13 protein-coding genes are annotated in these 13,974 nt (G+C 40.2%); 9 read left to right on the top strand and 4 right to left on the bottom strand.

The window, feature by feature from the left end; translation table 11 throughout:
* Positions 1-42 precede the first annotated feature (42 nt).
* Both A7P55_RS19465 and A7P55_RS19460 read left to right on the top strand, forming a co-directional pair.
* Positions 43-894, top strand: coding sequence for a DUF2971 domain-containing protein (locus A7P55_RS19465; protein WP_171553447.1), 852 nt, complete (start codon positions 43-45; stop codon positions 892-894).
* A gap of 526 nt (positions 895-1,420) precedes the next feature.
* Positions 1,421-3,484, top strand: coding sequence for an EAL domain-containing protein (locus A7P55_RS19460; protein WP_171553446.1), 2,064 nt, complete (start codon positions 1,421-1,423; stop codon positions 3,482-3,484).
* Between the two features lie 67 nt (positions 3,485-3,551).
* Here A7P55_RS19460 and A7P55_RS19455 read toward each other — a convergent pair whose 3' ends face one another.
* On the bottom strand, positions 3,552-4,697 hold the full coding sequence (locus tag A7P55_RS19455; protein ID WP_171553445.1) for an alpha/beta fold hydrolase: 1,146 nt from the start codon (positions 4,695-4,697) through the stop codon (positions 3,552-3,554).
* A gap of 220 nt (positions 4,698-4,917) precedes the next feature.
* Here A7P55_RS19455 and A7P55_RS19450 point away from each other — a divergent pair, with 220 nt between their 5' ends.
* Both A7P55_RS19450 and A7P55_RS19445 read left to right on the top strand, forming a co-directional pair.
* A complete protein-coding gene (locus A7P55_RS19450) occupies positions 4,918-5,292 on the top strand; it encodes a hypothetical protein (RefSeq protein ID WP_171553444.1) in 375 nt (124 codons plus the stop codon).
* Positions 5,289-5,486 (top strand): helix-turn-helix transcriptional regulator, encoded by a 198-nt coding sequence (locus A7P55_RS19445; RefSeq protein WP_171553443.1) that lies wholly within the window; start codon positions 5,289-5,291, stop codon positions 5,484-5,486. The genes A7P55_RS19450 and A7P55_RS19445 overlap by 4 nt, the downstream gene beginning before the upstream one ends.
* Here the strand turns inward: A7P55_RS19445 and A7P55_RS19440 are convergent.
* Together A7P55_RS19440 and A7P55_RS22505 are read right to left on the bottom strand one after the other, a co-directional pair.
* Positions 5,471-5,929, bottom strand: a complete 459-nt coding sequence (locus A7P55_RS19440; protein WP_171553442.1) for a GNAT family N-acetyltransferase — start codon at positions 5,927-5,929, stop codon at positions 5,471-5,473. The two genes, A7P55_RS19445 and A7P55_RS19440, sit on opposite strands and share 16 nt — an antisense overlap.
* A 110-nt stretch (positions 5,930-6,039) precedes the next feature.
* Positions 6,040-6,273, bottom strand: a complete 234-nt coding sequence (locus tag A7P55_RS22505) for a hypothetical protein (protein WP_216078116.1) — start codon at positions 6,271-6,273, stop codon at positions 6,040-6,042.
* Between the two features lie 237 nt (positions 6,274-6,510).
* Here A7P55_RS22505 and A7P55_RS19430 point away from each other — a divergent pair, with 237 nt between their 5' ends.
* From A7P55_RS19430 to arsB, 4 genes are all read left to right on the top strand, one after another.
* On the top strand, positions 6,511-6,738 hold the full coding sequence (locus A7P55_RS19430; protein WP_171553441.1) for a hypothetical protein: 228 nt from the start codon (positions 6,511-6,513) through the stop codon (positions 6,736-6,738).
* A gap of 192 nt (positions 6,739-6,930) precedes the next feature.
* The gene (arsC, locus tag A7P55_RS19425) at positions 6,931-7,356 is read left to right on the top strand and encodes an arsenate reductase (glutaredoxin) (RefSeq protein ID WP_171553479.1); all 426 of its coding nucleotides are present in this window, start codon (positions 6,931-6,933) and stop codon (positions 7,354-7,356) included.
* A gap of 38 nt (positions 7,357-7,394) precedes the next feature.
* The gene (locus A7P55_RS19420) at positions 7,395-7,715 is read left to right on the top strand and encodes a metalloregulator ArsR/SmtB family transcription factor (RefSeq protein ID WP_171553440.1); all 321 of its coding nucleotides are present in this window, start codon (positions 7,395-7,397) and stop codon (positions 7,713-7,715) included.
* Between the two features lie 6 nt (positions 7,716-7,721).
* Positions 7,722-8,774, top strand: coding sequence for an ACR3 family arsenite efflux transporter (gene arsB, locus A7P55_RS19415; RefSeq protein WP_171553439.1), 1,053 nt, complete (start codon positions 7,722-7,724; stop codon positions 8,772-8,774).
* A 331-nt stretch (positions 8,775-9,105) separates the two neighbouring features.
* Here the strand turns inward: arsB and A7P55_RS19410 are convergent, their stop codons facing one another.
* A complete protein-coding gene (locus A7P55_RS19410) occupies positions 9,106-10,200 on the bottom strand; it encodes an AraC family transcriptional regulator (protein ID WP_171553438.1) in 1,095 nt (364 codons plus the stop codon).
* 268 nt (positions 10,201-10,468) lie between these two features.
* Here A7P55_RS19410 and A7P55_RS19405 point away from each other — a divergent pair.
* A partial coding sequence (locus A7P55_RS19405) for an ESPR-type extended signal peptide-containing protein (protein ID WP_289847056.1) occupies positions 10,469-13,974 on the top strand: 3,506 nt, incomplete at its 3' end.

Raw genomic sequence — 13,974 nt, 5'->3', positions numbered from 1 at the left:
ATAAAACCTTGTGCAAACAGGTTTTTTTATTGGTTGATAAGAATGATTTTATATAAATATGTACGTTTTGATGATGCAATAAGAATATTAGAAGAGCAAACTTTAGCATTCTCACATCTTGAAGATTTTAATGATCCTTTTGAGTGTACCGGATTAGGATTGTATGGGCTCGATGTGCCTTTAAGCGTTGCTACAAATGCATTTAGGAGCAGATTCTCAAGAAAATATATTATCTTGTGTTTAACCAGAACAGCTCTAAATCCATTAATGTGGTCTCATTATGGTGATAGTTATAAAGGTGTTGTAATTGGAATTGATACAAAAAAAGCAGGTTTTGAAAATATTGGGCAATATATAATTCCTGTACAGAAAGGTGAGATTAGATATTTACGTACATGCCCTAAAGATATTAACAAAGCTAATATTGATAATTTAGTATCAGTAGGTGACTCTAATTTATTAAATTGGGAAATTAATGAAGAGCTGTTGAAGCACGCTCTACTTTATAAAATGCAAGAGTGGGCTTATGAAGAAGAGGTTCGGATTGTAAAAAATATCTCTCCTGCGAATATTGGATATCATTATTCTTCTTCGAGAAAAGAGTTTGAGATAGATGGACAAATCTGGAATCGAATACAGCTTCCCACTAGACCAATATATAGTATTAAAATACCTAAAGAAGCATTTGTAGATGTCACTCTAGGTTTAGCTTCTTATAAAGAATTAAAGCGTTTACAAGAAAATGAAACTCAAGACTTTAATTCAATTAAGATCAATAAACTTGAAAAGTTATTTGACTTGGTTAGATGTCTGAAGATGTCAGCCTATAGAATTGATCGAAACGATGACATGTGGTCTTTGGAAAGAAAGAACATTAACTCTATAGTTTATTGATGTTAATTTTAGAAATTACAATAAGCTAAGAAGCTCGAGTCTCACTTTTAGGCTCAAAAACCTTTTTTAATAAACAAGGGCTTTTTTATGGGCTGTGATAACAGAGTTATAACAATGTAGCTTGAAAAATAAGCTTATATTGTTTATGTTTTGATCATGTTGCTGCTCATTTTCAGCACTGATTCAAACTAAAAAGTGTTGCATGCTTTGGGGTGTCTGCACGATTAAAAACAAACAAATTGAAATAACTTAAAAATTAAAATGATTTAGCAAAATAAAATGAGTCTTTTGGTAAAAAAAATGTAATAAAAAAACAAGACTTTTCATTGGTTTGAAATGAAAATGTGCTTTTATTCTATTGATTTATAAAGTGAAAAAGACTTGACCTTATGCTAGATGATGTTATTGTTAAGGAAAGTTTATGAATACCATATTCATGGCTTCTTTGGGTGTAAAACGTCGTTCGGATTTCGGGCATTTTGCTCATCATATAAAAAAAAGTACTGAATAATCATGGAAGTCCTTTATGGTTCACGTTGATTACGATAGCACATTGGTCATCGTTTCCATTTTGGTTGCAGTCGCGACATGTTACGCTGCAGTTTCGATGGAAGAACTCGTTTTTAAAGGTGCTTATAAAAAGTTTGAAAAAAGCATTTTGGTTGCGAGTGGGCTAATCTTAGGGTTAGCGATATGGTCAATGCACTTTGTGGGAATGCTGGCTAGCCATTTGCCGGAAGGCTATCACTTTGATGTTAATTTAACTGTACTTTCTTATTTGATTGGTGCAGCGGCCTCTATTTTTGCTGTTTGGCTGACCTCAAGACCGACTTTGCCGATACCACGCTTAATCCTTGGTGCTGTATTTATGGGACTCGGTATATCGGGGATGCACTATACCGGTATGGCCGCATTGAGCATTGAAAATCATGCCATGCATTATGATCCCTTACTGGTGCTGTGTTCTGTATTGATTGCGATCAGCGGTTCAGGTTTAAGTTTCTTTTTCATTTTTAAATATAAAACCGCAGTGACCTATCGTACTTTACTCAAAGCCGTGGTTGCCGTGTTAATGGCGCTAAGTATTGTTGGCATGCACTATACTGGTATGGCTGCGACTTATTTTGATGAAAGCCTAGCGCAAATCCTAATCTCTGAGCAGACAGAGCAAAGTGTCTTATTATTCACGATTATCTTTATTACCAGTCTGGTGTTGGTTGCAGGCTTTGCGGTTGCCGTACTCGAAGCGCGGTTAGAAGAACGCAATGAGCAACTTACACTCATCAACAAAGAGCTTGCTACCCAGTCCTTACATGATACGCTTACAAAGCTACCGAATCGTTTATACCTGACTGAACATGCCGAAGTGGTGTTTAATCATCATCGCTTAAATGGTCAGAAAGCAGCATTTTTATATATTGATTTAGACCGTTTTAAATCCGTGAATGATGCTTTTGGGCATCATATTGGTGATCAATTACTGATTCAGATGGCAAACCGTTTATACACTAAGCTTGGTGATAATCATAAGCTGTTTCGTATTGGTGGTGATGAGTTTGTTTTAATTTCGGAAGATACCGATTTCAATGAAGCAATGCAGCTTTCAGAAGATATTTTGCATTGCATCCAAGAAACCTATTTGATTGCGGCAAAAGATATTAATATTTCTGCCAGTGTCGGGATTGCCATGTATCCTGAACATGGCACGAATGTTCAAGATTTACTGATTAATGCTGATGTTGCCATGCTGATCTCAAAAGATCAGGGCCGTAATACCTATACCATGTTCCATTCGATGTCAGATCAGCAAGATGTACGTAGTCAGTCTAAACTGATCAATGATCTGTACAAAGCCGTCGATGAGCAACAATTTGTACTGTTCTATCAACCTAAATTTACATGCAATTATGAAGTCTGTGGTGTTGAAGCCCTGATTCGCTGGAAGCATCCAACACTGGGACTGCTGACCCCGCAAATGTTTATTGAAGGGGCAGAGAAAACGGGTTTGATCATTCCAATGGGGTATTGGGCACTGGAACAAGCCTGTCAGCAAATCCAGAAATGGGAACGAAGTAATAGTCCGTTTTATCCAATTGCTGTTAATCTCTCTGCATTACAATTCGAAAATAAAAAGCTATTTAGTGTCCTCGAACAATTATTAGAACAATACCAAATCCAACCGCATCATCTCATTCTTGAAATTACTGAATCCACAGCTATGCATCATATTGATTCCAGTATTCGTACTTTGGAGCGTTTGCGTAAGCTTGGCATCCGCATTGCGATTGATGACTTTGGCACAGGCTATTCAAGCTTCTTATATTTAAAAGATTTACCTGTCGATGAACTTAAAATTGATCGTGGTTTCTTAATTGATCTCAAACCAAATTCAAAAGAAGAAGCGATTCTGGAAAGTATTATCCATTTGGCTGCAAAATTGGGTTTAATTGTTACTGCAGAAGGGGTAGAGACCCAACAGCAAGCAGATATTTTGACCAGTCTCGGCTGTAACCAGTTACAGGGCTATTTGTTGGGCACACCAGTCAATGTCGAAGGTTTGGTACTGCATCGTTATCAGCATTTTGCATAATCAAGCGAGATCGATATTAAAAAAGCTGCCGATGATGGCAGCTTTTTGGTTTTTAGCATGACGTCGCTTAATCAGAACGTGGTGCTAACCATTGTGTGACTACAGGCCAGACCAACTGTGGTGCTTGACTGCCTGAGACCAGACCCATGTGACCACCCGGCACAATTTCAAATTGCTTGTCGCTGCTGCCAATTAAATCCATGAGTGGGCGCACTGCTTCTGCGGTAACGATAATGTCGCTGCTGCCGCCAATTGCAAGTACAGAACAATCAATGTCTTTTAGATTCGCGCTTTGCTCACCAAATTGAACAGAACCTGTCGATAACTCATTATCAATCCAGAAACGCAGAATAATATCGCGCATCACACCACCGGGATAAGCCAGCATATTGTCCACGAATGAGCTTGAGGTGGCATGGTTAATTACAAATTGACGATCATCGAGGTTCTTTAACAACTCCCAATAGTTTTTAAAGTTTCCAATTGGATCGGTGAGTTTAAACCCCAAGGTATTTTGCCAACCATGAATATGAAAGACACGGCTGGGTACTTGGTGAATACGGAATTTGGTATTACTGCGAATCCATTGTGCTGGCACGGTGAGACGCTGATAAAACTTGCCCATATAACCTGATTTATGCGTGTTAATCGGCGAGGCTAAAATCATCAGGTTCTGAATATTTTTATCTTGTGATAAGGCGGTATAGCAAAGCGATAACGCACCACCTAAGCTCCAGCCAAACAGTGATAGTTGTTGTTGACCACTGTGTTCTCGAATCTTTTCGATAAATTCTGGCATAAAAGTTTTAACGTAAGTGCCAAGATTATATTTGGCTTGGCGTAGGCTCGGCGTGCCCCAGTCAATCAGATAAACATCGAAACCTTGCGCTAGAAAATATCGGACTAAGCTGCGATTTGGAAATAAATCGTAGATCAGCATATTGGCTGCCAATGGTGGCACGATCACCAAGGGAATACGATGCTTGACCGTGCTGTCAGTCGCAGCTGTGTAGTGACGTAGGCTGATAATTTCACGTTGGTACACAATATCAAAAGGTGTTTTGCCTGAGAGTGCAAGCTGCTGTCCACGTAAAATACGATCTCGCGCATTAGAGAGGATTTTGCGTGCTTGACGGCTCGCAGGGCTATTCAGCATTTTCTGCGCGGTTTCTGTTTTGAGAAAACTACGTTTAACTTTTGGCGATTGAGTCATGTGAACCTAAAGCTCGAAGGTTACTATTCAGTAGGCGCATATTAGAAGAAAAAGTAAATTTGCTCAGTGACTCATTTGCTTAACTTGTCTTTCAAAATGATCAATTCGGTTAGAACCAGATGACCAGTTTTTTGTTTAAGAATAAAAAAAAGTAAAGCAAGCTTTACATTTTGCGGTTTAATTCATATATTAATGTAAAGTTTACTTTACATGGTGAGTTATGAAAAACTATCGGAATTTATTTGAGCTGATTGCTGCAATTGCGCTGTATATCGTGGTTTTAGTGGGGTCATTAAAGGCATTAAATTTTATTGAGATACAATGGCTTAAAATTATTGTTTCATTAATGCCCATATTGCCTGCATTGATGATTGCATTGATCATTATTCAACAATTCAAACGTTTTGATGAGTTGCAGCAAAAGATACAATTGCAGGCTCTGGCGATTAGCTTTGTAGGAACTTCCTTGATTACGTTTAGTTATGGTTTTCTAGAAAATGTTGGATTTCCAAAATTAACCATGTTTATCATTTGGCCGATGATGGCAATGCTTTGGTCGATTGCCACAGCCGTTGGAACTTGGAAATATAGATGAAAAATAATCTACCTGAATTGAGAAAAGGCAAAGGCTGGTCGCAAAGCGACTTGGGGGATTATGTCAGCGTGTCGAGGCAAACCATTAATGCCATAGAAAAGGATCGCTATGATCCCAGTCTGTCATTAGCCTTTAAAATCGCACATGCATTTGATCGCAGCATCGAACAGATATTTAGCTATGAAGAAGAGTAATTCCCTTGCTCTTGAGGGCTGATCTCTAAATGTAAGAGCGGAAAGGGATTGCCTTGACCATCGAGTTCGGAACGACTCACAGTATGGAATCCCATTTTCTGATAGAAGTTAACCGCTTGTAGATTTTGCTCATTCACATCGACTTTATAGATCTGAAGTTGTTTGACTGCAAAATCGAGCAACGCCTTACCAATCCCTGATCTTCGATACTCAGGTAGAATAAACAACATTTCAATATTGTCATCACTGGTACCTAGAAATCCTACAATCTGTTGATCAATCACGTATTTATTCAGTAGAACATGATGGAAATATTCATTCAAAATTAAAGGTTTTAATTCAGCAATCATGGTTTCAGGTAAAAAATCATGGGTCGCTCGGACTGATTTTTCCCAAACATTTAATAAAGTGAGATGGTCATCCTGAGACGCTTTGATAATCATATCGTGACTACATTTAAAACATTTAGAGCTGTCAATTTTCTACTATTTGATTCGGAATTTCTATACTTCGGTTCCGATAGGGAAATGATATTGAAGCTGGGTGATTTAGATTATTCTAACTCGAGTTGATGATCATCCTTGGTGACTTTAATTTTCAGTTTCTTATATTTACGCTTATTGGGATCAAGGGCTGAGTTTATGACCTCATCGGCAAAACGCTGATCCTGCATCAGTGCGCCATAGGTCTTATAACCTAGAATAATTCGGGTCGGCCGATAGCCATTTCTCGTCACATAATAATTAATGATGAGATCTAATTCTGTTAAAAGACATGTATCGTTCATTGTGAGATATCGCTTTTAAATAGCTTAAGCAGCATAGTCTATACAGGAAAACTTATCTAGCTGATGTTCATTGATTTTTGGTGAAAGTTAGAGCTGTCATAAAAGTGTCATCTAAAAACATTATCGTGATTTATATAATAAAAACTGCAATAACAAAAATTGAGAATGACTTATCCAAAGAACTTTAGATTATTTTAAATAAAGGGGCGGGACTTAGAAAATCGAGGAGTTGTTTATATGCAGAATAAAGTGCCCACAATACGAGACCAAAAACCGCTGAATCATCGTTTGAATGTGTTACTTTCGGCTTATCAGGCTTTCTTAGTTGCTAAAGGTCTGGTCAACAGTGAATTTAGCCGTCTCATCTTTGTTGATAATTATACCCAAGCCTTAAAATTCAAACTTTATGATGATGAACTAAAGAAGCAACTTATTGATGAATTAGAACGATTTAGCTCGTTTTAGGATGTGCTTTAATGCCTTATCCATCTAAAGAGCTCTTTGCCTGATAACAACAATTGAAAATTTATAAAACCTTATCCATATGATTTTAATAATATATTTTTAGATACCATTATTTGATTTAAATATATGGATTTGCATATATATGGTAAATCATATATATTGGTTTTATTCAATTTATCAGATCAACACGTCATGACGGACATCATCATTTATCACAATCCTGCTTGTGGTACTTCCCGCAATACTTTGGCTCTAATTCGAAATACAGGGGTAGAGCCAACCGTGATTGAATACCTTGTGACTCCACCAAGCCATGATGAGTTAGTTCAATTGATTCGGGATGCACAATTAACTGTCAGAGAGGCGATTCGCCAGAATGTTGAGCCTTATCGTGATTTGGCACTTGATCATGAAGATTGGAGCGATGCTCAACTGATTGAGTTTATGCTTGCGCATCCTATCCTCATTAATCGTCCTTTTGTGGTTACTACGTTGGGCACAAGTCTTTGTCGACCGTCGGAACGTGTACTCGACATTTTGCCATTCCCTCAGAAGGGTGCATTTCGCAAAGAAGATGGTGAACCGGTGATTGATGAACATGGTCAACGGATTCAGTAAATAGGTGCCGTGAAATTACAGATTTAAGGGGGAGAGCAATGCAAGCTGTAGATTTTTTTAAATGCTTATCAGATCAAACAAGGCTAAATATTGTCATGTTGGTAGCCCAACATCAGGAGTTGTGCGTCTGTGATCTGACTGAAAAACTACAATTGAGCCAACCGAAAATTTCGCGTCATCTGGCGTTATTACGTGCTTCGGGTGTGTTGCAAGATCGCCGTCAGGGGCAATGGGTGTATTACCGCATCAATCCACAACTGCCCGCTTGGGGGCATGAGATTTTATCGGTTTTAGATACACAAGCTGTGACCCTATTTCCAGAATTGCAGAGCTTAGCGCCCAAAAATTGTTGTGATTAAAATGCCATGAAAACACTTTCTTTTTTAGATCGTAACTTAACGCTCTGGATTTTTATCGCCATGGCTGTAGGCATTGCCATTGGTATTTTTATGCCACAAGCCTCAGTCAGCTTAAACCAGATGAGTGTCGATTCAGTCAATCTCCCGATCGCAATCGGTTTGATTTTGATGATGTATCCACCCTTAGCCAAAGTGGATTACGCCACGCTGCCGCAAGTGTTCAAAGATAAGAAAACCTTAACTTTATCATTGGTGCAGAACTGGATTATTGCGCCTGTACTGATGTTTGCATTAGCCATTATTTTTTTGCATAGCTATCCAGAATATATGACAGGACTGATTCTGATTGGTTTGGCCCGTTGTATCGCGATGGTGTTGGTCTGGAATGGCTTGGCTTGTGGTGATAATCAATATGTCGCAGCCTTGGTTGCTTTCAATAGTATCTTCCAGATTCTATTCTTTAGTACTTATGCTTGGTTATTCCTCACGTTTTTACCGCCGTACTTTGGTATTGCAGGGCAAGTGATCCATATTGATTTTTGGACCATTAGCCATGCGGTATTGGTGTATCTGGGTATTCCATTTTTGCTTGGGTTTCTGACTCGTTTGATCTTGGTACGCGCCAAAGGTTTAGAGTGGTATCAGCATGTGTTTTTGCCCAAGATCAGCCCGCTCAGCTTGTTGGCTTTACTGTTTACCATTGTGGCGATGTTTAGCCTGAAAGGTGGTGAGGTGGTGAGCTTGCCTTTGGATGTGCTTCGTATTGCGATTCCATTAACCATTTACTTTGTCTTGATGTTCTTTATCAGTTTCTTTATGAGTAAGTGGATAGGCAATGACTATGCCAAAACTACAGCCATTTCATTTACCGCAGCAGGTAATAATTTTGAGTTGGCATTGGCGGTTGCAATTGCCACCTTTGGTTTGGCTTCACCCGTGGCATTTACCACGGTGATTGGGCCATTGGTTGAAGTCCCTGTGTTGATTGCGCTGGTTAGTGTGTCTTTGTGGTTAAGAAAAAAATATTTTTCCAATAGATTAGATTCGCACATCATTTAGAAAACTATATTTAAAGTATAAATTGATAAGGCTAAAAAATAAAAAGCCTCAGTTGCCTAATTCGGGGTATCGACAACTGAGGGTAAACTGGGGGCTATATAAAATAGCAAATTTTATTTAATAATAAATAATGCAATTCATTATTAATTTATGTTTTGAATAAAAAGCCTCAGTCGCCTAATTCGGGGTATCAACGACTGAGGTGAAACTCAGTTTTTATAATGTATCTTCATTTTTTAGATAATGGAATAGTTTGGGTGAAAAATGCATATTATGTATAAAATTGTGGTTAATGATGTTGAGTGCTGCTTTGATTAATATTTAAAATTTCTTATTCTTTATATAGTTTCTTGGATTGCTGTATATAAAAATTTTTAATTGAAACTCGTTGTTCCCGAATATAATCACTCGGTTTTTTCCCTGTCCAACTTAAAAATGCTCTAGAAAAGGCACTGATATGGCTATAACCGAGTAAATCGGAAATTTCTTGGATATTACGATTCGAGTCAATCAGCTTTTTTGCAAGTTCAAATTTCTTTGATTGCAGCAGAGCAGAAAAGGTCGTATTGGCAAGAGATAGCTCTCTTTTTAAAGTTCTTTCAGATAATTTTAATTTACCTGCAACATCGGTCAGGCTTGGAAAACCTAAGCCCGGGGTAAATTTTAACTGTTGGTTCACTTTTAAAATAATTTTATTATCCTGATCTTGATAGAAAAGGTATTCCTTATTCACCATTTCCATTGCAAGTTGGTAGGCACTATTCGAACTAAAGGTCAGTGGTAGGTCTAAGCATTTTTGGTCAAACGTAATCTGATTGTAGTCTTGATTAAAATGAAAATTGGGTAAGCGTTTTTCATAGAGTGAATGATAAGCATCTTTATCCCAAGTCACATGAACATTGACACCAGTTAAATTAAAGTTGGTAACCATTTGTAGATTATTAACAATATCAATTAAAGCACTTTCAATAAAAAATTTATTTACAGTATTTTTCTTACTTTCATTCAAATGCGTAGGAAGTTGGTAAAGTGGGTTGAAGCGGATGATAATTTTATTATTCTTATTGAGTACCGATAAATCCATTTTGTGGATACGCATACTATAGTATTTCTGTAAATCTACCAGTACTTTACCAATCGAACTATTGGTAATAATGACAAAACCGAGTGCACCATGCGAGGTGAGTTTACAATTTAAACCAAACTGATAGCCGACTGCTTTGTCTGGTAAAAGTTCTAATAGTCGAATAATAATATCTGTCCATTGGTCAAAGCTTATACGCTCATAGTTATTATTATCAGTCAGTAAAGATAAAGGAATTTGACCATGACGAATAACTTCAGCTTTTGGGACACCAAATGTGGTTGCAGTATCTACCAGTATTTTTAGATAATCATTATGAATATTAAGCATTTGTTTTTTCATATGTTTTGAGAATAAATTCAATAGATTGAGCTAAACATATTTATAACTCAGCTTAAATATACAATCGTAGTTTAGCCTTAAAAAGTCCTATTATGTTAATTATTAAGTCCTATTTTGTTGCTTAGTATGCTTACTGGGAATAATGCGCGTAATTATAGAAAAATGTGAACTAATTGTTAAAAATAATCATAAATTGTTAAGTGTTTGTTGTTTTTGTTTTATTAAATTTATAGGTGTTTAACTTGCTTTAATATAAAGGCACCTAATTATGAATAAAATATATCGCTTAGTCTGGAATAAAAGTCTAAGTCTATGGACAGTCGTTTCTGAAAATGCTCGTGGCGCAACAAAAAAACGTAATGTAGCAGCAAGTATATCAATAAAAACAGAAATAGCCTCTCCTGCTTCAACATATCAACAAACTCTGCTTAAACCTACCTTAATTGCACTTACGATTAGTTCAGTATTCTGGAGCGCAGGGGCTTTTGCTGCTGTGAATACCAGTGGCGGAACTTCAAATAACGGCTCCAGTATGGCCATTTCGCCTTCTTCATCACAATGTGGTACTGGGGTGAATGAAGCCACTATCAATGGCGGTAATGGTACGGCCGTGGGGTGTGGTAATGATATCTCAGGTACTAACGCGTCATATATGCAGGGCATTGTCAATCGTCGTGGTGATGGCAATGTTGAACTTGGCGCTGGAGTTCCTAAAAATAGTACTAATCAAGTAAATAGTACTTCGACAGCCGTCGGACGACAAAATACCATTCGTGGGGTGGGCGGCGCTACCATAGTTGGGGCTGCGAATGTTTCGCAAAGTGGCAGTAATTTTCATAATGTGCTTGTGGGACAGGCAAATAGCGCTGTCGGGACGGGTGGTTACAATATCTTGATGGGGGCTGGTAACCAAGTGGTGGATGCTGCGAATGCAACTTCAGACGGGACTGGTGTAGGGACTAACAGTATTGCGATTGGTATTGCCAATCGTGTCACAGGTCAGACCGCGATTGCTTTTGGTCGCCAGAGTTATGCCGATGCTGATTATGCGATTGCTCAAGGAAATACTGCGACAGTCAATACTGGTGCAACAGGTGGAATTGCACTCGGTTATTCTGCTACAACCAGTGGGGCGCGAGGAATTGCTATTGGAAGTAGTGATTCAACAACCAGAGATTATGATTTGGCTTCATCGCCACATGCTGCGGGTGTTGATTCAATTGCAATGGGAACGCGTGCAACAGGTAAAGCGAATGACTCAGTGGCCATTGGTCGGCAAAGCAATGCAGCCAATAAAGGTGCTATTGCAATTGGTGCTGAAGCATCAACAGCATCTTCAAATACAAAAAATGCTCAAAGCATTGCGATAGGTGAGGTTGCTCAGGCAAGTGGTGATCAATCCGTTGCATTAGGTGCCAATACCCGTGCAGTCGGTGACTCCTCCATTGCTATTGGTGGTGATGATGTTAATCGTTTGACTGAAAACTCAGCACTGAGTGCTGAATATACGCAAGTCACAGGCGGCACTTTGGTGGCAAATGTGTATCCAACCACGGAAGCTCGACAGGGAGCGACTGCGGTTGGGGTGCAAGCGGTTGCAACGGGGAACTTTTCATCAGCCTATGGTTTAACCTCTAAAGCGACAGGTACAGCATCTTCTGCTTTTGGGGTGCAGGCTAACGCAGCTGGGCTGGGTGCCGTTGCTTTTGGTGCCGTTTCACAAGCGATAGGTCATGGCTCTTTAGCGATGGGGGTAAATGCGACTGCGTCAGGCAATGACTCTACTGCAATTGGATCTGGCAATGCCAAAGAGTTGTCTGCACGAGCTACGGCTGATGGTGCAACTGCAGTTGGTCATCGCTCACTGGCTGATGCTTTGAGAGCGACTGCCATTGGACAAGGTGCACAGTCGACAGCAGATGATGCAACGGCAATTGGAACGGATGCACAGGCTCAAAGTAGCAATGATATTGCGATTGGCAGTAATGCGGCTACAGCGGAGGGCACAGAGGGTGACAACATTGCGATGGGGAATGGTGTCACTACGGGTGCAACAGGAAAAAATGTCTCAATTGGTTCAGATGGCACCACAGCCAATTCTGAAACAGCCGAAGGTGGTGCGGTTGCGATTGGACGTGATCAGATTGCCAATGGTGATGGTGCGGTTGCAATTGGCGATCCAAACAGAGCCAGTGGTAGTGGTGCGGTTGCTTTAGGTAAAGACAACACTGCCGCAGGTGATACTGCTGCCTCAACCATGGCGAGTGGTGCGGTTGCGATTGGTAATACCAACCAAGCGATTGGACAGGGTTCAGTCGCTTTAGGTAATACCTCAATAGCAGCAGCGGCAGGTGCAATTGCATTGGGTGATACCGCCAATGCCGCAGCAGGTGAAGCCATTGCGATTGGTAAGCAAAGTGCAGCTGAGAACACACAAGATATTGCACTGGGTCAAGGAGCAACTGCACGAGGTATTACGGAAGATGGCTTGATTCGTACTGCTACTGCAATTGGTCGTGGGGCGAATGCAGATGGACGCAATACATTGGCAGTCGGTGAAGCCAGTACTGCGACAGGTTCAGCGGCAACTGCGATAAGTTCAGGTGCACAAGCAACAGCTGATTTTACAACAGCAGTAGGGAGTCAGGCGCAAGCCACAGCAGATTTTGCAACTGCATTAGGGAATGAAGCTGTTGCTTCGGCGACAGGTGCTACCGTAACAGGCTCAAATGCAATTGCAAGTGGGGAGTTATCTAGTGCCTTTGGTGCAGAGTCAAATGCAGCGGGGGATCAATCTATTGCTATTGGTAATGTAGCCAATGCGCAAGCGACACGTGGTGTGGCACTCGGTTCTGGTGCAACGGCAACCAATGCGGATGATGTTGCGCTTGGTGCAGGGTCAGTCACTTCAGCAGCTAATCCAACTGCCAATGGTACGGTGGGCGGTATCACTTATGGTTATGCGGGCACAACGCCAAGCAGTGTGGTCAGTGTCGGGAGTGAGGGCAATGAACGTCAAGTGACTAATGTGGCAGCAGGTCGTGTCAGTGAAACCAGCACTGATGCGATTAATGGTTCGCAGCTTTATTCAACCCAACAGGCTTTAGGAAACCTTGCAGACTCAACCGCAAATCATTTGGGTGGCGGTTCAACCGTCAATCCAGATGGCACAATCTCAGCACCTAGCTATACCGTCAATGAGACCCCAATTAACAATGTTGGTGATGCAATTGAAGCATTGGATCAAGGTTGGAACTTACAAACGAATGGTGCTGACGCGGATGCGATTAAAGCAGGTGACACAGTTGATATTGGTACTGTTGATGATGAAGAAAACCTCACGGTGACCAAGGCGGGTAATACCATTCAATACGGTTTAAACAAAGACCTGAAAGTAGATAGCGTGACCGCTGGCGGTACCGTTATTAATGATAATGGCGTAACGATTAGCAATGGTCCAAGCATCACTAAGGATGGCATTGATGCCGCAGATAACCGAATTACTAATGTTGCAGATGGTGCAGCCCCAAGTGATGCCGTAAACAAAGGTCAGTTGGATAAAGCAGCAGCGACAGCGAAAACCGAAGTGACCGAAGGCAAGAACATAAGTGTGACCGAGACGATCGGTGATAATGGACAAAGCATTTATGAAGTCGCAACAGCAGATGATGTTTCCTTTGATTCGGTGCAAGTCGGTAATGTGAATATTGATGGCACCACAGGCAAGATCAGCGGTGTGACTGACGGTACGGTTGCTGCAGGTTCAACTGAAGC

The organism is Acinetobacter sp. Ac_5812 (assembly GCF_013072695.1).
In the GTDB taxonomy this organism is placed as follows: domain Bacteria; phylum Pseudomonadota; class Gammaproteobacteria; order Pseudomonadales; family Moraxellaceae; genus Acinetobacter.
The sequence above is the reverse complement of the archived record's forward strand: the minus strand, read 5'-3'. Positions and strand labels throughout refer to the sequence as shown.